The sequence below is a fragment of the Stenotrophomonas sp. YJH_SMC_8 genome (assembly GCF_059371315.1).
Genome location: NZ_JCAFUL010000010.1, coordinates 93,142 through 111,986, shown reverse-complemented (window position 1 = coordinate 111,986; position 18,845 = coordinate 93,142). Strand labels below are relative to the sequence as shown.

Genomic DNA, 18,845 nt, shown 5'->3' with positions numbered 1-18,845 from the left:
ATGAAATCCCGGGTGGTAGCGCCGGGCCATGCCCGGCGGAGGTAGATCCACGCCATGCGTGGATGGCATTCACCGCATGCCCCAGCGTGTGCACCAAGGTGCACACCCACCCGAGGCAGGCTTCTACGGCATCCACCCCAGCAACTGCTGCAACCGCTGGTGCGGGTCATCCAGCTGCAGCAGCTGCAACCGCTGCTGCTCGCTCAGCGGCAGCAGCTCGGCCAGCCGCCAGCCGACCCAGCTGGCCTGGTCCAGCAACGCGGGATTGGCCGGCGCATAGGCCTCACCGGCCTGCTCGATGATGTGCCCCAGCACCGTGGCCAGCAGTGCATGCTGCGGCCGCAGTTCGTCATCGGGGTCTTCCTCGCACCAGCGCACATCGGCCACCACCAGCCCGTTGTCGCGCACGCGGGTGCGCTCGACATGGAAACGGCGGGTGCCGCGCAGGCGCAACTGCAGCACGCCGTCGGCGCCGACATCGAAGTCTTCGATGCGCACCTGCACGCCATAGGCCGCCGGTGTTGCCGGGGCTCCCACTTCCTGGCCGTCGAGGATCAGGCAGACACCGAAGCCTTCGCCACTGCGGCCGCTGTCGCGCACCAGATCAAGGTAGCGCCGCTCGAACACGCGCAGGCCCACCGCTGCACCCGGTACCAGCGTGGTGTGCAGCGGAAACAGCGGCAGTGACGTGTCGCTGCTCATCGGGCCTGCAGCGCGGCAAGGAAGCGGCACGGTGCGCCGTCGAAGCCACCATTGGACATGAACACCACGTGGTCGCCGCTGCGCGCGCTGGACTGCAGCTGCGCCAGCAATGCGTCGGTATCCGGCACCGCGTGCGCTTCACCACGCACCGCGGCGATCACAGCGGCGGCATCCCAGGCCAGTTCCGGGCGGTGCAGGAACACCACTTCATCGGCCAGTGCCAGCGAGGGCGCCAGCGCCTGCGCATGTGCGCCCAGCCGCATCGAATTGCTGCGCGGCTCCATCGCAACCACGATGCGCGCATCGCCGACCTTGGCACGCAGGCCTTCCAGCGTGGTGGCGATCGCGGTCGGGTGATGGGCGAAATCGTCGTACACGGTGATGCAGTCATGGCTGCCGATCACTTCCATGCGGCGCTTGACGCTGCGGAAGCGCGCCAGCGCCGGAATCACCTCGGCTGGTGCCACGCCCACGGCATGCGCGGCGGCCAGCGCGGCCAGGCCGTTGAGCACGTTGTGGCGGCCCAGCAGCGACCACTGCACATCACCCAGCGCCTGCCCGCGGTGGTACACGCGGAACGCGCTGCCATCGGCAACCAGCAGTTCTGCATGCCATTCCAGGGTCGGATCGAAACCGAAGCGCTCGACCGGGGTCCAGCAGCCCATCGCCAGCACCTCGGCCAGGTGCTGATCCTCGCCATTGACGATCAGGCGGCCTCGCGCCGGCACGGTGCGCACCAGATGGTGGAACTGGCGCTGGATCGCGGCCACGTCCGGGAAGATGTCGGCGTGGTCGTATTCAAGGTTGTTGAGGATCGCCACCAGCGGCCGGTAGTGCACGAACTTGCTGCGCTTGTCGAAGAAGGCGGTGTCGTACTCATCGGCTTCGACCACGAATTCGCGGCCCTGGCCCAGGCGCGCGGAAACGCCGAAATCCTCGGCCACGCCGCCGATCAGGAAGCCTGGCGAACGTCCGGCGCTTTCCAGCAGCCAGGTGAGGATGGTGGTGGTGGTGGTCTTGCCATGGGTACCGGCCACGGCCAGGGTGTCGCGGCCCGGCAGTACCTGTTCGGACAGCCACTGCGCACCCGAAATGTAGCGCTGGCCGGCGTCGAGCACAGCCTCCACCGCCGCATTGCCGCGCGAGAGTGCGTTGCCGATCACCACGTCATCGGTTCCGGCCGGCACGCTGTCGGCGCGATAGCCCTGGTCCAGGGTGATGCCCAGCTGTTCCAGCTGGGTCGACATCGGCGGATAGATGGCCTGGTCGCTGCCACTGACCGTATGGCCGAGTTCCCGCGCCAGGGCGGCCACGCCGCCCATGAAGGTGCCGGCGATTGCAAGGATATGTACGCTGCTCATGACCGGGGATTGTGACCGATGACGGCTGTATAGGGCCAATGTCCGCCCCCGGGTAAGACAAGTCCTACACGGGATGTGAGAAAACTCCAATCTTCTGTCAGGGAATTCCCGATAGCGATGTTCTGTGAACCCGGACACAATTCGAACTGCCAGCCGCAGTACCCGAACCGGTCCTACTCCCCAAGAGGCCATCCCCAAGGGAGCTCATGCTGCGGGGCCCTGAGCAAGCCCTCTGCTGGCGCCTATGAAACGACACAGGCCTGATCCTCGCGGACCAGGCCTGTGTTTTTTCGCCCGAAGGGCCGGCAGCAGGTCGGCCCCGCCGGATCAGGCCTTGATCGCCGCCAGGATGCGGGCTTCGATCTCGTCCAGTTCGCCAACGCCGTCGACGCGGGCCAGGGTGCCACGGCCGGCGTAGAAGTCGACCACCGGGGCGGTCTGGTCGTTGTAGACCTGCAGGCGCTGGCGCACCGCTTCCGGATTGTCGTCGGCACGACCCTGTTCCTTGGCGCGACCGGCGATGCGGTCGACCAGCAGCTCGGTGGCCACGTCCAGCTGCACCACGGCATCCAGCGGCTGGCCGATCTTGGCCAGCAGGCCGTCCATCGCATTGGCCTGGGCCACATTGCGCGGATAGCCATCGAGGATGAAGCCCTTGGCGACATCGGCCTGGGTCAGGCGCGACTCCAGCATGCCCAGCAGGATGTCATCCGACACCAGGTTGCCGGCATCCATCACCGTCTTGGCCTGCTTGCCCAGCTCCGTGCCCGCGGCGATTTCCGCGCGCAGCATGTCACCGGTCGAAATGTGGGCGATCCCCAGCTTTTCCTTCAGGCGCGTCGCCTGTGTCCCCTTGCCCGAACCGGGCGGTCCCAACAGAACCAATCGCATTGACCTGACTCCAACGTGTTGAAAACAAAGAAGGTTCGCGTCCCGGACGGACCGGTATCGCTGCACCGCAATAGCGCCACTTTACCGCATCCGGGTAATGTCCCTGCAATGTCCTTTCCCCCCGAGCAGGTAGACGCATGCGCAACGGTACTCTCCTCTACGCCCAATCCGGTGGTGTCACCGCCGTCATCAACGCCACGGCGGCGGCGGTGATCGAGCAGGCCCGGGCCAAGGGCATCAAGGTCCTGGCAGCGCGCAACGGCATCCTCGGCGCGCTGCGCGAGGAGCTGATCGACACCAGCAAGGAGAGCGCCGCCGCCATCCGCGCCCTCGCCCATACCCCGGGCGGCGCGTTCGGCTCGTGCCGGGTCAAGCTGAAATCGCTGGACGCCGACCGCGACCGCTACGACCGCCTGCTGGAGGTGCTGCGTGCCCATGACGTGCGCTGGTTCCTCTACAACGGTGGCAACGACTCGGCCGATACCGCGCTGAAGGTCTCGCAGCTGGCCAAGGCCTCCGGCTACGACCTGACCTGCATCGGCGTGCCCAAGACCATCGACAACGACCTGGCGGTGACCGACACCTGCCCCGGCTTCGGCTCGGCGGCCAAGTACACCGCAGTGTCGGTGCGCGAGGCAGCACTGGACGTGGCGGCGATGGCCGAGACCTCCACCCGCGTCTTCATCTACGAGGCGATGGGCCGCCACGCCGGCTGGCTGGCCGCGGCTGCCGGCCTGGCCGGCAACGGCGATGACGAGGCCCCGCACATCATCCTGCTGCCCGAGCGTGCCTACGACGAGGCGGCGTTCCTGGCCAAGGTAAAGGCGGTGGTCGAGCGCGTCGGCTACTGCGTGGTGGTGGCATCGGAAGGCATCGCCACCGCCGACGGCCGCTTCGTCGCCGACGCTGGCGGCGGCAAGGACTCGTTCGGCCACTCGCAGCTGGGTGGCGTGGCCGCGCACCTGGCCGGCCGGGTCAAGGACCAGCTGGGCCTGAAGGTCCATTGGGCGCTGCCCGATTACCTGCAGCGCTCGGCCCGCCACCTGGCCAGCAAGACCGACTGGGAGCAGGCGCAGGCGGTCGGCAAGGCCGCCGTGCAGCTGGCGCTGAAGGGCCAGAACGGGGTGATGCCGGTGATCGTGCGCAGCAGCGATGCACCCTATCGCTGGAAGATCGAGGCAGCGCCGCTGTCGAAGATCGCCAACCACGAGAAGAAGATGCCGGCCGGCTTCATCCGCCGCGATGGCTTCGGCATCACCGCCAAGGCACGCGCCTACCTGTCGCCGCTGATCAAGGGCGAAGCGCCGCTGCCCTACGGGGCCGATGGACTGCCCAAGTACGTCACCCTGAAGAACGTGGCGGTGAAGCAGAAGCTGCCGGCCTTCGAGGGCTGAGCCGATAAAGGGGACGGAGGGGATTAAGTCACATCTGCCCCTCCGTCATCTCCAACAGCGTCAGCAGTGGGTGGGATACGACTTAATCCCCTCCGTCCCCTTTTAATGGAGGAACACCATGGCACTGCGTGTTGTTCGACTGGGTACGCCGCGCGCCGCTGGCGAGGGGCTGCGTATCGGTACCGTGCGCCGCCCGCCCCGCGGCGTGCCACGCAGCGAGTTCGCCCGGCAGGACTGGTATGACGTCTGGTTCCCGACACTGTCACCCAGCGCGGCACTGGTGAAGCAGGCGCACGAGGCGAAGACGGCCGCCGACTGGAATGCGTTCTTCCGCCACTACAAGGCCGAGATGAGGGCGCCGGATGCGTCCCACGCACTGGACCTGCTGGCTGCGATGTCGCAGCACAGCGACCTCAGCGTGGGGTGCTACTGCGAGGATGAGGCGCACTGCCACCGCAAGGCGCTGCGCGAGCTGCTGATGGCGCACGGGGCGAAGCTGGCGGATTGATTGCAGGGTCGCCGGCCAGCGGCCGGATCTACCCGGTGCCGTGCCCGATGGCCTCAGTAGATCCACGCCATGCGTGGATCCGCACTGCCGGACGTCCTCAATTGCAGGCCTTGCCTTCCATCTGCAACTGCGCGGCAAACATCGTCACCTGCGGAATCTGGCCGGCCGCCGCCTGCCTCTTCGCCTCTTCCAGGTAGATGCGCGACTGGCCCTGCCCGTCCAGCTCGACCTTGTTGCTCGACGGCAGCCGCCACACGCGCACCACCGCCTGCTGCGCCGGGCACGCAGCGCTGGGCACGCGGATCACATCATTGAGCTTCCAGCCCTTGTCGGCACTCGGCTGGGCCTTGGTGTAGTCGACGAAGCGCGCGCGCGGCTGGCATTGTTCGCTGGTGCGCACCGCGGAGAAGCGATACGGCTCGGCAGCCTGGCCGGTGAATGCACCTTCCAGGCGCGCACAGGCCTCGGGGATCTGCCGCAGCGTATGCACCGCGCCTACCGCCTGTGGTGCACCCACGGCGCGCTGCAGTTCCGGGGTTTCCGCCGCGAAGGCCGGCAGCGCCGGGACCAGGGCGGCGAGCATCAACAGGGACAGGCGCATGGGGAATCTCCTTCAGGACTGTGCGCAGGCTTGCAGAGATTGGCTTAACGGGGTGCAAAGGCGCGTGGGTCGAGCAGCCGCTGCGCTCGCCGGGCACGGCCCGGCGCTACCATCCAGGCGCGGGTGCACGCATACTGCGGGCACCAGGGAATGCTGAACACCGCCATACGTCGGACGACCGCCAAGGTCGGTACGGGTTGGTTCCAGGCTGCAGCCCGTCGTCCCCCTCGTGGTGCCGTTCATCGCCACTGGATGCCTACATCCATTCTGCGGAGGGGTCTAATGCTGGAACGTCACGGGCTGTCATTGGCGCTGGGCTGCGCCATCCTCGCAATCCTGTTCGGAATCGTCTCGGCGCGCTGGATCCTGCGCCAACCCACTGGCAATGAACGCATGGTCGCGATCGCCACCGCGATCCAGGAAGGTGCGCGTGCCTATCTCAACCGCCAGTACCTGACCATCGGCGTGGCCGGCGTGGTGCTGTTCGTGCTGGTCGGGGTGTTCCTCAGCTGGTACACCGCGATTGGTTTCGCGGTCGGCGCAGTGCTGTCCGGTGCGGCCGGCTACATCGGCATGAACGTCTCGGTACGCGCCAACGTACGCACCGCCGAGGCCGCACGCCATGGCATCAGTGCGGCGATGGACGTGGCGTTCCGTGGCGGTGCGATCACCGGCATGCTGGTGGTCGGGCTGGGCCTGCTGGGCGTAGCCGGCTACTACGCGCTGCTGCTGCGCATGGGCCTGCCGATGGAACAGGCACTGCATGCGCTGGTCGGCCTGGCCTTCGGTTCGTCACTGATCTCGATCTTCGCGCGGTTGGGCGGTGGCATCTTCACCAAGGGCGCCGACGTCGGCGCCGATCTGGTCGGCAAGGTCGAAGCCGGCATTCCCGAGGATGACCCACGCAACCCGGCAGTGATCGCCGACAACGTCGGTGACAATGTGGGCGACTGCGCCGGCATGGCCGCCGACCTGTTCGAGACCTATGCGGTCACCGTGATCGCAACGATGCTGCTGGGCAGCCTGATGCTGGCCGAAGCCGGTGCCAATGCGGTGCTGTATCCGCTGGTGCTGGGCGGCGTATCGATCATCGCCTCGATCATCGGCGCGCTGTTCGTCAAGGTGAAGCCAGGCGGCTCGATCATGGGCGCGCTGTACAAGGGTGTGATCGTCTCCGGCGTGCTGGCCGCCATCGCCTTCTACCCGATCACCACCGGGTTGATGTCCGACAACGTGCACGGGCCGATGGCGCTGTATGGCTGCGCGTTGATCGGCCTGATGCTGACCGGCCTGATCGTGTGGATCACCGAGTACTACACCGGCACCCAGTACAAGCCGGTGCAGCACGTGGCGCAGGCCTCGACCACCGGCCACGGCACCAACATCATTGCCGGCCTCGGCATCTCGATGAAGTCCACCGCGCTGCCGGTGGTGGCGGTGTGTGCGGCAATCTGGGGCGCATTCGCGCTGGGTGGCCTGTACGGCATCGCCATCGCCGCCACCGCGATGCTGTCGATGGCCGGCATGATCGTCGCCCTGGATGCGTATGGGCCGATCACCGACAACGCCGGCGGCATCGCCGAAATGGCCGAACTGCCCTCGGAGATCCGCGACATCACCGACCCGCTCGATGCCGTGGGCAACACCACCAAGGCGGTGACCAAGGGCTATGCGATCGGCTCAGCGGCGCTGGCGGCACTGGTGCTGTTCGCCGACTACACCCACAACCTGCAGGCCGCACATCCCGGACAGGAATTCCGCTTCGATCTCAGCGACCACACGGTGATCATCGGCCTGCTGATCGGCGGCCTGATTCCGTATCTGTTCGGTGCGATGGCGATGGAAGCAGTCGGCCGCGCCGCCGGTGCGGTGGTGGAAGAAGTGCGTCGCCAGTTCCGCGAGATCCCCGGCATCATGCAGGGCACCGGCAAGCCGCAGTACGACAAGGCGGTGGACATGCTGACCCGCTCGGCGATCCGCGAAATGATCGTGCCCTCGCTGCTACCGGTGGCGGTGCCGGTGGTGGTCGGCCTGCTGCTGGGGCCGCGCGCGCTGGGCGGCCTGCTGATCGGCACCATCGTGACCGGCCTGTTCGTGGCCATTTCGATGACCACCGGCGGCGGCGCCTGGGACAACGCCAAGAAGTACATCGAGGATGGCCATTTCGGCGGCAAGGGCAGCGAAGCGCACAAGGCCGCGGTGACCGGCGATACCGTCGGTGACCCGTACAAGGACACCGCCGGTCCGGCGATCAACCCGCTGATCAAGATCATCAACATCGTCGCGCTGCTGCTGGTACCGCTGCTGTAATCCACGCCACGCGTGGATGGCGGCGCCGAATGGGGTCGGATCCCTTTCCTGCGGAAAGGGATCCGACCCCATCGTCAATCACCGCCCGCGCAGGAAGAACGACACCGGCACCATCACTTCCACCGGGTCGCCGGCCACTTCGGCCGGCGGCGCCGGTACCGGGCTGGCACGCCGCACGGTATCCAGCGTCTCCTGGTCGAGCAACGCGAAGCCACTGCTGCGGCCCAGCGCCAAAGCGGAGACCGCGCCATCTCGCGCCACGGCGAAGCGCACGTACGCCACACCCTGCTGGCGCAGCCGCTCGGCCTGGCGTGGATAGCGGCGATGCTTCTGCAGGTGCCCCAGCAGGCGACCTTCCCAGGTGGCTTCAGCGCGACTGCGCTCACCGGCGGTGGTCTGCGGTGCGGCATAGCGAGCAGCCGCATCGGCAGCGACCTGCGGCGGTGCGCTGGTCTGCGCGACATTGGCGTCGGCAGTATCCGGCGAGGGCGTCGGCTCAGGTGTGCGCGGCGGCGGCAGGTCACCCTGCGGCTGCACCGGCGCCTTCGGCTGCTCGCGTAGCGCCGGCTTCGGCGCCTGCCGCTGCTGTTGCTGCTGCAGGGGTCCGGTTGCCACCTCGCGCGGCGGCACCGGGGGCGCCTGTGCCATCGGCGCCAACTCCAGCATCAACGCTGCGGGCGGCGCTACGGCAGCCACCGCCGGAGCGCGCGCTGCCCACCAGCAGGCCACGCCAATCAGCAGCGCATGCACCAGCAGCACGATCGCCAGGCTGGTCGCCCAGCGCCGCAGTCCACTCATCGCGCGCCCTGCTCCAGTCCAACCAGTGCCACCTTCAGGTAGCCCGCAGCACGCAGCGCATCCAGCGTCGCCATCAGTTCACCGTAAGGCACGCGGGTATCGGCACGCAGGAACAGGCGCTGCGAGGTGTCCCCCTGGGTGGCTACCTGCAGCGCAGCGGCCAGCCCGTCGCGTGCCACCGCCTGCTCACCGACGCGCAATGACAGATCGGCCTGCACGGTCACATACACCGGCGCCTGGTCCGGCGGCGTGGCGCTGGCACTGCTGGCCGGCAGCTGCACCGGCACCGATACGGTGGCCAGCGGGGCCGCCACCATGAAGATGATCAGCAGCACCAGCATCACGTCGATGAACGGCGTGACGTTGATCTCGTGGGCTTCTTCCGGCGTGTCGTCGCGGTCGGACGCGGTCCTGATCGCCATCGTCGCGCCTCAGTGCACCGCGCGCAGCGGCGTCGCTGCGCTGCGCGGAACGGCACGATCAAGATCGCGCGAAACCAGCTGCTGCACCGCCGCCGACAGATCGCCGAGCAGGCCACGCAGGCCGGCCAGCACGCGGCTGAAGTGGTTGTAGACCAGGACCGCGGGAATCGCAGCGACCAGGCCGAGCGCGGTGGCCAGCAAGGCCTCGGCAATGCCCGGCGCGACCACCGCCAGATTGGTGGTGTTGCTGTGGGCAATGCCAATGAAGCTGTTCATGATGCCCCACACCGTGCCGAACAGGCCCACGAACGGCGCCACCGCACCGATGCTGGCGAGCACGCCGATACCACGCCGCTGCACGCGCGCCGTTTCCAGCTCGATGCGATCCAACCGCGACGCCACGCGTTCCTTGATGCCGTCGCGGCTGTCCAGCTCCTGCGACAGGCGCAGTTCGGTGCGTGCGGCGTCCAGCATCGCCAGCGCGGTGCCCTGCTGCAGGCTTGCCGCTTCGCTCTGCGCCGGCAACTGTGCGGACTGCAGCAACAGCGCGCGCGCCGCGCGCAGCTGCCGCGCCTGCCGGGCCAGCTCCCAGCCCTTGGCCAACAGCACGGTCCAGGTCGCGAGCGACGCCAGTGCCAGCGCGATCATCACCGTCTTCACCACCACGTCGGCGGCCAGGTACATGCCCCACGGGGTCAGTGCAGGGGCGGCCACGGGGGCCAGGTCAGCAGGCAGCATCGTCACGGGTTCCATCGCTATCGGGGGCTGCGCCACGGCGGCGGGCCGCGCGCGGATCGTTGGCATCGTCCAGTTCAACCATCGGAGTGGGTTCAATGCGTGGTGCGGGTCGACTGAGCACATAGCCGGCGCTGACCGCAAAGAACAGGCCCACGCCCAGCAGCAGGCGCCACGACGGATGCGCGCCCCAGCAGAACAGGGCAAAGCCCACCGCCATGCCGGCGCTGGCGAACGCCTTGCCCTTGCGCGACACCGCGCCCTGCTCGCGCCACAGCCGCAGCGACGGGCCGTAGCGTGGATGCGCCAGCAGGCGCTGCTCGAACTTCGGCGAGCTGCGCGCGAAGCAGCCCACTGCAAGGATCAGGAAAATGGTAGTCGGCATTACCGGCAGCAATGCACCGATCACGCCGAGGCCGACCATTACCCAGCCCAGCGCGAACCAGAGCCAGCGCATCAGCGCTGCACCCGCGGGCGGCGGGCGTTCATCAGGCGAATTCCACTTCAACGTGGCCGTGCACGCTGCGGAAGGCCGCATCGGCGGCGTCGATCACCTGCTGCTCCTGCTCGGCGCTCAACGGCACCGCGTCCAGCGCAGCGGTGAACTCGCGCCAGTGGCGGGCGGCGCCATCCGGATGGGCGGCCAGGTGGCGGGCGCCGAAGTCACGGTCCAGGCCGAGCTTGGCCGCCATCTTGTACAGCACGGTACCGCCCAGGTTGGAGCCTTCGGCCACGTACAGCCAGCCCAGCGCGGCGGGCAACGCCAGGTCCGACGGCAGCGCGGCGATGTCCGTACCCGGCAGCGTCTGCTCCAGGTCCTGCAGGTCACGTGCCACCTGGGTCAGGCGGCGGCGCTCGCCAAGATCGGGCAGCAATGCGTCCAGTGCAGGGTTGGCGTACAGCGCGTCGATGCTGCGGTGGAAGCGGTACTGCACGCGCAGGAAACGGGCGAAATTGCTGCGGTCGGCGAAGATGTCGCCGGCCATGATGCGCTTGTCCAGGGCGCCGTGGCTGTCGCGGGTGGCGGCCTTGAGCCGCAGGCTGCGGCTGTCTTCAGGAGCAATGTGTGCGTTCATGGGGGAATGCCAGGAGGGTCGTCGTGCTGTAGACGTTCGCCGCGGGGCTTTCCCCAAGCCCGTGTGCGCCGATAATGGGGCATTCCCTACTTCCACCAGGAACCGATGATGATCACCACCGAACCACGCATGACCAACCTGTTCCTGCAGCTGGGCCTGGATGCCAGTGCCGAGGGCATCGCCCGCTTCATCCGCGAGCACCAGCTGGCCACCGATGTGGAAGTGGTCGAGGCCCCCTACTGGAACGATGCCCAGCGCCAGTTCCTGTCTGAATCGCTGCAGGCCGATGCGGCGTGGAGCACCGTTGTGGATGAGCTGAACGAGTCGCTGCACGAAGATGCAGTGAAGGCCGCGACCGGGCTGTAAGCGTTCGCCGGGCATGGCCCGGCGCTACCGATTACGCGGCACGGTAGATCCACGCCATGCGTGGATGGCCGGACCCGATGGGGTCAGAGCCCTTTCCGCAGGAAAGGGATCCGCCCCCCGCAGGCAGGTCGCCCGCCGATCAGTACTTCCAGGTCAGCGCCAGGCGCGCGGTGCGGCCCGGGGCCGGCATCACGCCCAGGGCGAGCGGATCCAGGTAGTAGCGGTCGGTCAGGTTGTCCACGCCCGCTTCCACCGACCACTGGTCGTTGAAGTTCCAGCTGGCAAACAGATCCACCAGCGTGTTCGGCCGGTACAGCTGCTGGATCGCCGACAGGCCAACGTTCCATTCCTTGTCCAGCTTGCTGATCGGGCCGGCGTTGTGGATCACACGGGTACCGAAGGTCAGGCGTTCGTCGAACAGGCGCGAGCCCAGGGTCAGGTTGACCATGTAGCGCGGCGGGTTCTGCGTGTTGGTGTACGAACCCTCGAAGCCGCCATCCACGCAGTCCGGCGTGCCGGCCAGCTCCGCGTTCCTGCGCTGCACGCCATAGGCGCGGCGCTCGGCGGCGATGTCCGGCGCGCAGGTCTTGGCCTTGAAGTAGTAGTGCGCGGACAGATCGGCGAACACCTTGCCGCTGTCATAGCTCGACTGGAACTCCATGCCCGACACCTTGAACTGGTCGACATTGCGGATCAGGCCCGCCGACAGCGTGCGGTAGTCGCGGGTGATCAGATCGTCGATGCGGGTATCGAAGTAGGCCAGCTTCAGCGCCAGGCGATCACCGGCAGTGAACAGGTCGTAGCGGATGGTGCTCGCGCCGATTTCCCAGCTGCGCGCGCGCTCCGGCTTCAGCTCGCCCACCGGCTTGGCGGCAGTGAACAGGCCCAGCGTGGTCTCGAACAGGCTCGGCAGCTTGGTGCCCTCGGCGTACTTCACGTAGACCATGGTGTCTTCGCTGAAGCGGTAGGCGACGCTGGCGGTCGGCGAGAACGCGTTGTCGCGACGGCGGATCGGCTGCGACCAGGTCCAGCTGACCGGTACTTCCAGATCCTGCGGCTTGCCGGAGTCATAGAAGTTCCAGCCCGCGATGTCGGCCACGGTGCCCTTCTTGTACGGCGACGCCAGCAGCGAGGCCTGGGTGAAATTGCCGTTGGCGTCCGGATACCAGTTCAGCAGCGCGATGCGCTTGGCACGCCACGACGGCAGCGCCGGGTTGCCATTGAGCAGTTCGGTATAGCGGTACTGGCCCTGCACCTCGTAGGCATCCGGCGTTGCCAGGCGGTTGCGGTCGTGCACATCCACCCGGTTCCAGCGGCCACCGGCCAGCAGCTCCCAGTGTTCGTCAGGCTGCCACTTCAGCGACGCCACGGCACTGTATTCCTTGCGCTCGGCGTTGCGCAGGAAGCGGTTGTTGACGAGGTCATCGTGCATGGCCGGGCCGGAGCTGCCCGGTGCAATGTCCTCATCGCTGTAGGACAGGCCGTAGTCCAGCGTGAACGCGCCGGCACGGGTGTCGAACTTCGACGTGTTGCTGGCATCCAGGTTCAGGCGCTTCTGCCGCAGCGGGTTGCGATACGCATCCTTGTAACCGGGGTCACCGCTGAAGCTCGGGGCGTCATACCACTCGGTGCGGCGGTCGAAGTACCACGGGGTGATGCCGGTCAGGCTGTTGTACATCACGCTGTCGGTATCGGTGTACGCAGCATTGACACGCAGGTCGACCAGATCGCTGTCCGGGTTGAAGCGGTAGCGCAGGTTGTAGCTGTCCATGTCGACATGGCCCGGGTCCCACTGCGGAATGCGATCGCGGTCGACGCGGATGATCTGCGAGGCCATGATCTCGCCGGCGGTGCCTTCGTAGCGACGGTAACCGGCTTCCAGCGTCTGCGCGTCGTCGATGCGCCAGGTGCCTTTGAGCAGCGCCGACTTAGAGCGCGACGAGGTGTTGAACACTTCGGTACGCGGCGGATTCAGCGGCGCCAGCGTGCGACGGGTCTGCGGGAAATCATCGTAGCCGCGCTTGCCGGAGAAGTAGTTGCCGTTGTCACGGTAGGCATAGGCGGCGACCAGGTCGAAGCGGTCCCAGTGGCCGGCGCCGGCCACGTTGAAGAACTGGCTGCCGGTAGCGCTGCGATCGGTGCGCGGCGCGGCGCTGTAGGCCGGCAGGTTGTTGGCGCTGCCATTGGCCAGGCCGCCACGCACGCGCACGCCGAAGTCGCGCCCCTCGCGCAGCACGTCACCGGTCTTCAGCGTCTCCATCTCGACCACGCCACCGATGCCACCGGAGGCGTTGGCCTGCAGGCTAGGGCCCTTGGTGATGGTCAGGCTGGAGATCAGGTCCGGGTCGAGATAGGTGCGCTGCGACTGGCCGGCATAGCCACGGTAGGTGTCCATGCTGGACTGGCCACCGTCGATGATCACCGGCACGCGGCCCTGGCCCTGGATACCACGGATGTTGACGTCGAACCCGTTGCCCACGCGCGGGTCACCGGCGGTGACACCGGCCACGCCCTTGACGATGTCGCCGTTGGAGGTCCCGCGGAAACGCTCCAGCTGCGTGCGGTTGAGCGTCGTGGTGGAACCCACGCTGCGATAGCTGTCGAGCAGCCGCGCTTCGTCACTGCCTGCGCCGCCGTCGACACGGTCGCCGGCCACGCTGAGCGTATCGGTGACGATCACACCGCTGCCGGCCTGGACCGGCGTTGCCGCTTCCAGGGTCACCGCATCGGCACTGACCCGGCGCATCGCCAGCCCGCTGCCCTGCAGCAGCTGCTGCAGCGCCTCGTTGGCCGACAGGCTGCCGTTGACTGCGCGCGAGGTCACTCCCTGGGCGAGGGTGGCCGGATACACGACCTGCACGCCGGACTGGCGCATGAAGCTGCGCAGTGCTTCGTCCAGCGGCTGCGCGGGGATGTCGAAGCGCTGCACGGCAGCGTGATTGCCGGTGGCGCTCTGTGCCAGCACGGACGGTGCGGCGCTGGCCAGGCCGGCGGCCAGCAGGGCGATGCACAGGCGGGACGGGCGCAGCACGCGGCCCGGGCGGTGGGAGTCGAACATGGGGAACCTGTCAGGTAATCGGTGCCGCAGGCGCGGCGTCATCCGCAACACAGGCGGACACGGCGACGTACGTGGCGGCGGCGGGTACGTTCGCGGGGTAAGACGGGTGGCGCGGCAGGAACCCCAAGAGGGATTTGCGATCGCGGTGGGTGCCGACCGTTGGTCGGCACAATGGGATCACCGCGACGATCATCCACGCATGGCGTGGATCTACTGGACGATGGCGACGCCGAATGGAAGGCGGGTAACCTGCAATCCCGCCGTTGCCGCCAACGCGTCCAGCGCCTGTTCCGGGCGATCGATGCGCAGCGCCGCACTGACCGCCGGCAGCCGCGACAGATCGCCGCGCACGAAGGTCGGGCCGGCGCGGTAACGCCCCACCCATTGCACGGCGTCGGCGACGCTGGCCTGCTCCAGCAGCAGTTCGCCCTGCCGCCACGCGCCGACACTGTCGGCAGCCACGTCCTGCAGGCGCGTCACGCCACTGTGTTCGCCATAGATGGCACGCTGGCCCACCTGCAGATACGTCCAGCCACCGTCAACCGGGCTCGCCACGCGCACCCTGCCCTGTCCGACCTGGGTTTCCACCTGGTCGCTGTCGCGTGCGACGGAAAACGCGGTCGAGATGTCCTCGACCACGCCATTGCCCGCACGCACGCTGAAACGCCGCTGCGCATCCGGGCTGACCTCGAACCAGGCGCGCCCGCGCAGCAGCTCGATCTGGCGTGCATCCGCATCGAACCGCACGGCAATCGCGCTGTCCGCATCCAGCACCGCGCGGCTGCCATCGGGCAGCCGTACGTCCTGCACGGCATGCGTACTACGGTGATCGGCCTGCAGGCGCAGCCAGGCTTCCGGCCATGCCACCAGCATCGCCAGTGCCGCCGCAGTGGCCATTGCCCATCGCAACCGCTTCGGGCGCCGGCGCTCGGTGCGGGCAGACTGCGGACGCGGCCCCACACTGCGCCACAACGCACGCTCGTGCTCGAAGGCGCGACGGTGCCCCGGCTGTTGCAGCCAGTGTTCGAACTCATCCATGCGCACATCGCTGATATCGCCTGCGGCCAGCCACGCGATCCAGCCCCGGGCCTGTTCGGCCAGGGCATCGTCATTGGCGGCGGGCAGCATGTTCGGCGGGCTCATCGGCTGGCAGACAGGCGCATTCAAGCGCGGGCGGGGGAACTAGACCGCATCCTCGGTCCAGTTATCAAGACGTTTCAGCGCGGGCCAGCCCCAAGCCGGGGCGATCATCGGCCGCTGCGCGCCCAGGCCAGGCGTTGCAACGCGGTGCGTACATGGTTCTCGACCGTGGTCACCGACACGCCCAGGCGGCGTGCGATCTCGGCCTGGGTCAGGCCCTGCAGGCGGTTGAGCCGGAAGATGGTGCGGGTCGGCTCCGGCAGGTGCCCCGCCGCGTCGAGCACCCGCTGCAGCTCGTCCTGGGCCATCGCCTGTTCCTCGGTCGAGATCACCTCGTCCGGCCCCCACAGGTAATGGTCGGCCAGCAGGCGGTTGCGCCGGGTCGATTCGCGGCCATGGTCGGTCGCCAGGTTGGCGGCCAGCCGGTAGAGATAGGCGCGCGGATTGTCGATGGCCTGGCTGTCGTCAACACCGCGGGCCTTGAACCACACGGCCTGGATCACGTCCTCGGCGCCATTGTCGCCCCCAAGGATGCGCTGCACCCGGCGCAGCAGCGCAGGGCGCTCGCGGATCAGCAGTTCAGTGAGGGAGGCGGCATTGGAGGACATGCGCGGAACCGGGACGACTGACGGATGGCGCCGCGCATGCTACTCCGTTAATGAGAATCAGTCACGTTCGCATCAGTGGATGCAGCCGGTCAGCCCGTCATAGACGCTCTCCGAGGTGCCGGGCAAGGGATCGTGCAGCGGATTGCGGGCCGCCAACGCCGCATGGAAGTCCTCCACCGGAGTGCCAGGCACCAGCGGCAGCCGGCACAGCCAGGTCGGCTGCCGGGCCACGATCGCCCCGTCATGCCGCGACACGGCCAGGTCACTGGCGGCAAATGCCCAGAGGCACTCATGCACCGTGCCGCGCACCGCGTCCACCGAACACCGCAGGCGCAGCGCACGGATGTCGCTGTACTCACCCTCGCAGAAGGTGTCTCCGCAGATCCTGTCGAAGCCGTGCTGCAGGCGGCCCTCCAGGGCAAAGAAGCGATCCCAGTTGGCTTCCTGCCGCGGGTAATCGATCAGGTCGACGTAGGGGAAAGCCTGTACTGCGGGGGCAATCAGCAGCGCGCAGAACAGGCCGGAAGACAGGGCAGAAAGTCTCATGCGGCAACTCCTCGGGAAGGTGCATCCAGCCTGCGCCCGCATGCCTGCCGGCCCCATCGGTCTACCCCGGCCTGCAGCGTCGGCCCCTGCCTCGACCTGCCGTCAGCCCCCTCCCCTGCACAGCGCCCGGCAAAGGCATAAAATGGGGGGCTATCCGTCTATATCCCCCACCTGGAGCACGACCATGGGTCTGGAACTCGTCTCGCCCGGCAAGAACCCGCCGGAAGAAATCAACGTCATCATCGAGATCCCGAAGGACTCGGAGCCGGTGAAGTACGAAGTGGACAAGGAAACCGGCGCGATCTTCGTCGACCGCATCCTGTCCACCCCGATGCGCTACCCGTGCAACTACGGCTACGTGCCGAGCACCCTGTGCGGCGACGGCGATCCGGCCGACGTGCTGGTGGTGCTGCCGCTGCCGCTGGTGCCGGGCTCGGTCGTGCGTTGCCGTCCGGTCGGCGTGCTGAAGATGAGCGATGAGGCAGGCAGCGACGAGAAGATCCTGGCCGTGCCGGTGTCGAAGATCTTCAGTGGCTACGCCCACGTTGAAGACATCGCCCAGGTCTCGAGCCACTGGCTGGAGCGCATCGGCCACTTCTTCGAGCACTACAAGGACCTGGAGAAGGGCAAGTGGGTCAAGCTCGATGGCTGGGGCGGCGCCGCTGAGGCCAAGCAGATCCTGATCGAGGCGCACCAGCGCCATCTCGACAGCAAGGCCTGAGCCTGAACCGGATCGCTCCGGCATGCCCTGCCGGAGCGATGCGGGTCACGTTTCATGATGACGGCACATCACTCTTGCCGTCGTATTAGGTAAATTGCGTCACTTCACACGTCATCGACATCCACCGTCGAGACAGCCAGGGGAATGTGTCGTGCGTATTCTGCTTGTAGGGGATGCAGCCAGCCTGCCGGCTGAGCTGACCGAATTCATTGCCGATCTTGGGGAAGACTGGCAGCCGCTGACCGCCACCGATGGCCAGGCCGCGATGACCGCGGTTGCCACCCAGGGCGTGGACGCGGTGATTGTCTGCCCGCAGCTGCCGGACCTCAATGCCACCACGCTGCTCGGCCAGATCCGGACCCTGCGTCCGGAAACCATCCGCATCGCGCTGGTGGATGCACAGCATGGCAACCGGCCGCCGCCGGCGCGCCTGATCGGCGTTGCCCATCGCTTCCTGCCGCTGCCACTGGCGCCGGAAGTGCTTCTGGAAGCGCTGACCAGCCTGGAAGAGCTGCGCGAAGTGCTGGACAGCCCGCGCCTGCGCGATGCCATCGGCCGCATCGAGAAACTGCCGTCGCCGCCGCACCTGTACCTGAGCCTGACCCAGGCGCTGGAGCATGACGACGATGCCGACAGCGCCGACGTCGCCAAGCTGGTGGCCGCTGATCCGGCCATCGCCGCCAAGGTGCTGCAGCTGTCGAATTCGGCGTTCTTCAGCCAGGGCCGCACCATCGCCGACCTGCGTACCGCTGTGACCCGGCTGGGCCTGGCAACACTGCGCGACCTGGTACTGGCCAGCGAAGTGTTCTCGGCGCCGACGCTGTCGACCGCCGAACGCAACTCGCTGCAGCAGCGCGCCCTGCTCGCCTCGCGGCTGGCCGCACGCCTGCTGCCCGAATCCAGCGCCGAACTGGGCGCAACCGCAGCACTGCTGGCCGACATCGGCCTGCTGCTGCCCGGCGTACGCAACGAGCGCACCGAGCCGTCGCTGGCTGGTGATACCCGCCCGGGCCATGCCGAAGCCGGCGCCTACCTGTTGGGGCTGTGGGGCCTGCCGATGCCGATCATCGAGGCGGTGGCGTTCCACCTGCAGCCACAGCGCGCCAACACGCGCAGCTTCTGGGTAACCGGTGCGGTGCACGTGGCGCTTGCGCTGGTCAACGGCGATCCGGTGGATGAGGACTACCTGCAGCGCGCGGGCGTGCTCAACAAACTGCCGCAGTGGCGCGATCATGCCAACAGCCTGATGGGGCTTACGCCCAGCGAAGCCTGAGCACACCGGCCATGCATGCGATGAAGGCGCGCCCGCAAGGACGCGCCTTCGTTGCATCAGGGCTGCGCGCAGTGGTCGTACACGCAACGTTCGAAGAGAAGCTGGCAGTACGCCGCATCTTCGCCGGCCTTGATGCAGTCGCTGCGCACTTCGGCGCAATAGCGTCCATTGGCACACACCAGCGGGCCGGCCGACACACTACCGGCCAGGCTCAGGACGGCAAGAACTGCAGCAGCGAACATCCGTGGCATCGCATTTTTCATTTCGCGCTCTCCTTGGTCCGGAATGGACCTCCGCGACCGTACCAGCGGTCCAATTGCGACAAGCGTGACCCC

General features: G+C 67.6%; 20 protein-coding genes. 6 read left to right on the top strand and 14 right to left on the bottom strand.

Annotated elements, in window-relative coordinates; translation table 11 throughout:
• Positions 1-123: 123 nt before the first annotated feature.
• The 3 genes from AC5P88_RS14085 to AC5P88_RS14075 form a co-directional block, all read right to left on the bottom strand.
• Positions 124-702, bottom strand: coding sequence for an LON peptidase substrate-binding domain-containing protein (locus AC5P88_RS14085; RefSeq protein WP_106550702.1), 579 nt, complete (start codon positions 700-702; stop codon positions 124-126).
• The gene (gene mpl / locus AC5P88_RS14080; protein WP_495225333.1) at positions 699-2,063 is read right to left on the bottom strand and encodes a UDP-N-acetylmuramate:L-alanyl-gamma-D-glutamyl-meso-diaminopimelate ligase; all 1,365 of its coding nucleotides are present in this window, start codon (positions 2,061-2,063) and stop codon (positions 699-701) included. Before mpl ends, AC5P88_RS14085 begins: the two co-directional genes overlap by 4 nt.
• Before the next feature lie 327 nt (positions 2,064-2,390).
• The gene (locus tag AC5P88_RS14075; protein WP_014038375.1) at positions 2,391-2,954 is read right to left on the bottom strand and encodes an adenylate kinase; all 564 of its coding nucleotides are present in this window, start codon (positions 2,952-2,954) and stop codon (positions 2,391-2,393) included.
• 137 nt (positions 2,955-3,091) lie between these two features.
• Here AC5P88_RS14075 and AC5P88_RS14070 point away from each other — a divergent pair, with 137 nt between their 5' ends.
• Together AC5P88_RS14070 and AC5P88_RS14065 are read left to right on the top strand one after the other, a co-directional pair.
• Positions 3,092-4,348 carry a 6-phosphofructokinase gene (locus AC5P88_RS14070; RefSeq protein WP_495225332.1) on the top strand — a complete coding sequence of 419 codons (1,257 nt, stop codon included), beginning with the start codon at positions 3,092-3,094 and terminating at the stop codon, positions 4,346-4,348.
• Positions 4,349-4,466: 118 nt separating this feature from the next.
• Complete coding sequence (locus AC5P88_RS14065; RefSeq protein ID WP_106550699.1) at positions 4,467-4,856, top strand: DUF488 domain-containing protein; 390 nt, start codon at positions 4,467-4,469, stop codon at positions 4,854-4,856.
• Positions 4,857-4,953: 97 nt separating this feature from the next.
• On the opposite strand, the gene AC5P88_RS14060 is transcribed toward AC5P88_RS14065, so the two are convergent.
• On the bottom strand, positions 4,954-5,457 hold the full coding sequence (locus AC5P88_RS14060; protein WP_495225331.1) for a hypothetical protein: 504 nt from the start codon (positions 5,455-5,457) through the stop codon (positions 4,954-4,956).
• A 282-nt stretch (positions 5,458-5,739) separates the two neighbouring features.
• Between AC5P88_RS14060 and AC5P88_RS14055 the strand changes: the two genes are divergently transcribed.
• Complete coding sequence (locus AC5P88_RS14055) at positions 5,740-7,767, top strand: sodium-translocating pyrophosphatase (RefSeq protein ID WP_495225330.1); 2,028 nt, start codon at positions 5,740-5,742, stop codon at positions 7,765-7,767.
• Between the two features lie 78 nt (positions 7,768-7,845).
• Here AC5P88_RS14055 and AC5P88_RS14050 read toward each other — a convergent pair whose 3' ends face one another.
• From AC5P88_RS14050 to AC5P88_RS14030, 5 genes are read right to left on the bottom strand one after another with little or no spacing between them, the layout of a single operon-like run.
• Positions 7,846-8,565, bottom strand: a complete 720-nt coding sequence (locus AC5P88_RS14050; protein ID WP_106550696.1) for an energy transducer TonB — start codon at positions 8,563-8,565, stop codon at positions 7,846-7,848.
• Positions 8,562-8,987, bottom strand: a complete 426-nt coding sequence (exbD, locus tag AC5P88_RS14045; RefSeq protein ID WP_286074140.1) for a TonB system transport protein ExbD — start codon at positions 8,985-8,987, stop codon at positions 8,562-8,564. The genes AC5P88_RS14050 and exbD overlap by 4 nt, the downstream gene beginning before the upstream one ends.
• Positions 8,988-8,996: 9 nt before the next feature.
• Complete coding sequence (gene exbB, locus AC5P88_RS14040) at positions 8,997-9,725, bottom strand: tonB-system energizer ExbB (RefSeq protein WP_111112898.1); 729 nt, start codon at positions 9,723-9,725, stop codon at positions 8,997-8,999.
• The gene (locus AC5P88_RS14035) at positions 9,712-10,179 is read right to left on the bottom strand and encodes a YbaN family protein (protein WP_286074141.1); all 468 of its coding nucleotides are present in this window, start codon (positions 10,177-10,179) and stop codon (positions 9,712-9,714) included. The genes exbB and AC5P88_RS14035 overlap by 14 nt, the downstream gene beginning before the upstream one ends.
• A 31-nt stretch (positions 10,180-10,210) precedes the next feature.
• The gene (locus AC5P88_RS14030; RefSeq protein ID WP_111202761.1) at positions 10,211-10,798 is read right to left on the bottom strand and encodes a biliverdin-producing heme oxygenase; all 588 of its coding nucleotides are present in this window, start codon (positions 10,796-10,798) and stop codon (positions 10,211-10,213) included.
• Between the two features lie 108 nt (positions 10,799-10,906).
• Between AC5P88_RS14030 and AC5P88_RS14025 the strand changes: the two genes are divergently transcribed.
• Positions 10,907-11,164 (top strand): DUF2789 domain-containing protein, encoded by a 258-nt coding sequence (locus AC5P88_RS14025; RefSeq protein ID WP_010483993.1) that lies wholly within the window; start codon positions 10,907-10,909, stop codon positions 11,162-11,164.
• 139 nt (positions 11,165-11,303) lie between these two features.
• On the opposite strand, the gene AC5P88_RS14020 is transcribed toward AC5P88_RS14025, so the two are convergent.
• From AC5P88_RS14020 to AC5P88_RS14005, 4 genes are all read right to left on the bottom strand, one after another.
• Positions 11,304-14,222 carry a TonB-dependent receptor gene (locus AC5P88_RS14020; RefSeq protein WP_495225329.1) on the bottom strand — a complete coding sequence of 973 codons (2,919 nt, stop codon included), beginning with the start codon at positions 14,220-14,222 and terminating at the stop codon, positions 11,304-11,306.
• Positions 14,223-14,432: 210 nt separating this feature from the next.
• The gene (locus AC5P88_RS14015; protein ID WP_286074142.1) at positions 14,433-15,365 is read right to left on the bottom strand and encodes a FecR family protein; all 933 of its coding nucleotides are present in this window, start codon (positions 15,363-15,365) and stop codon (positions 14,433-14,435) included.
• Between the two features lie 104 nt (positions 15,366-15,469).
• Complete coding sequence (locus tag AC5P88_RS14010; protein WP_014038389.1) at positions 15,470-15,970, bottom strand: RNA polymerase sigma factor; 501 nt, start codon at positions 15,968-15,970, stop codon at positions 15,470-15,472.
• Positions 15,971-16,042: 72 nt separating this feature from the next.
• Positions 16,043-16,516: a hypothetical protein gene (locus AC5P88_RS14005; protein ID WP_111112903.1), complete on the bottom strand. Its 474-nt coding sequence runs from the start codon at positions 16,514-16,516 to the stop codon at positions 16,043-16,045.
• 184 nt (positions 16,517-16,700) lie between these two features.
• Between AC5P88_RS14005 and ppa the strand changes: the two genes are divergently transcribed.
• Both ppa and AC5P88_RS13995 read left to right on the top strand, forming a co-directional pair.
• Positions 16,701-17,237, top strand: a complete 537-nt coding sequence (gene ppa / locus AC5P88_RS14000) for an inorganic diphosphatase (protein ID WP_005410935.1) — start codon at positions 16,701-16,703, stop codon at positions 17,235-17,237.
• Positions 17,238-17,388: 151 nt separating this feature from the next.
• Positions 17,389-18,510: an HDOD domain-containing protein gene (locus AC5P88_RS13995; protein WP_099484127.1), complete on the top strand. Its 1,122-nt coding sequence runs from the start codon at positions 17,389-17,391 to the stop codon at positions 18,508-18,510.
• 56 nt (positions 18,511-18,566) lie between these two features.
• On the opposite strand, the gene AC5P88_RS13990 is transcribed toward AC5P88_RS13995, so the two are convergent.
• Complete coding sequence (locus AC5P88_RS13990; protein ID WP_049429946.1) at positions 18,567-18,773, bottom strand: hypothetical protein; 207 nt, start codon at positions 18,771-18,773, stop codon at positions 18,567-18,569.
• Between the last annotated feature and the right edge of the window lie 72 nt (positions 18,774-18,845).

What these genes read in the sequence shown, in the direction of transcription:
- AC5P88_RS14085 (WP_106550702.1), bottom strand. Translation starts at nt 702, where the DNA reads ATGAGCAGCGACACGTCACTGCCGCTGTTTCCGCTGCACACCACGCTG.
- mpl (WP_495225333.1), bottom strand. Translation starts at nt 2,063, where the DNA reads ATGAGCAGCGTACATATCCTTGCAATCGCCGGCACCTTCATGGGCGGC.
- AC5P88_RS14075 (WP_014038375.1), bottom strand. Translation starts at nt 2,954, where the DNA reads ATGCGATTGGTTCTGTTGGGACCGCCCGGTTCGGGCAAGGGGACACAG.
- AC5P88_RS14070 (WP_495225332.1), top strand. Translation starts at nt 3,092, where the DNA reads ATGCGCAACGGTACTCTCCTCTACGCCCAATCCGGTGGTGTCACCGCC.
- AC5P88_RS14065 (WP_106550699.1), top strand. Translation starts at nt 4,467, where the DNA reads ATGGCACTGCGTGTTGTTCGACTGGGTACGCCGCGCGCCGCTGGCGAG.
- AC5P88_RS14060 (WP_495225331.1), bottom strand. Translation starts at nt 5,457, where the DNA reads ATGCGCCTGTCCCTGTTGATGCTCGCCGCCCTGGTCCCGGCGCTGCCG.
- AC5P88_RS14055 (WP_495225330.1), top strand. Translation starts at nt 5,740, where the DNA reads ATGCTGGAACGTCACGGGCTGTCATTGGCGCTGGGCTGCGCCATCCTC.
- AC5P88_RS14050 (WP_106550696.1), bottom strand. Translation starts at nt 8,565, where the DNA reads ATGAGTGGACTGCGGCGCTGGGCGACCAGCCTGGCGATCGTGCTGCTG.
- exbD (WP_286074140.1), bottom strand. Translation starts at nt 8,987, where the DNA reads ATGGCGATCAGGACCGCGTCCGACCGCGACGACACGCCGGAAGAAGCC.
- exbB (WP_111112898.1), bottom strand. Translation starts at nt 9,725, where the DNA reads ATGCTGCCTGCTGACCTGGCCCCCGTGGCCGCCCCTGCACTGACCCCG.
- AC5P88_RS14035 (WP_286074141.1), bottom strand. Translation starts at nt 10,179, where the DNA reads ATGCGCTGGCTCTGGTTCGCGCTGGGCTGGGTAATGGTCGGCCTCGGC.
- AC5P88_RS14030 (WP_111202761.1), bottom strand. Translation starts at nt 10,798, where the DNA reads ATGAACGCACACATTGCTCCTGAAGACAGCCGCAGCCTGCGGCTCAAG.
- AC5P88_RS14025 (WP_010483993.1), top strand. Translation starts at nt 10,907, where the DNA reads ATGATCACCACCGAACCACGCATGACCAACCTGTTCCTGCAGCTGGGC.
- AC5P88_RS14020 (WP_495225329.1), bottom strand. Translation starts at nt 14,222, where the DNA reads ATGTTCGACTCCCACCGCCCGGGCCGCGTGCTGCGCCCGTCCCGCCTG.
- AC5P88_RS14015 (WP_286074142.1), bottom strand. Translation starts at nt 15,365, where the DNA reads ATGAGCCCGCCGAACATGCTGCCCGCCGCCAATGACGATGCCCTGGCC.
- AC5P88_RS14010 (WP_014038389.1), bottom strand. Translation starts at nt 15,970, where the DNA reads ATGTCCTCCAATGCCGCCTCCCTCACTGAACTGCTGATCCGCGAGCGC.
- AC5P88_RS14005 (WP_111112903.1), bottom strand. Translation starts at nt 16,516, where the DNA reads ATGAGACTTTCTGCCCTGTCTTCCGGCCTGTTCTGCGCGCTGCTGATT.
- ppa (WP_005410935.1), top strand. Translation starts at nt 16,701, where the DNA reads ATGGGTCTGGAACTCGTCTCGCCCGGCAAGAACCCGCCGGAAGAAATC.
- AC5P88_RS13990 (WP_049429946.1), bottom strand. Translation starts at nt 18,773, where the DNA reads ATGAAAAATGCGATGCCACGGATGTTCGCTGCTGCAGTTCTTGCCGTC.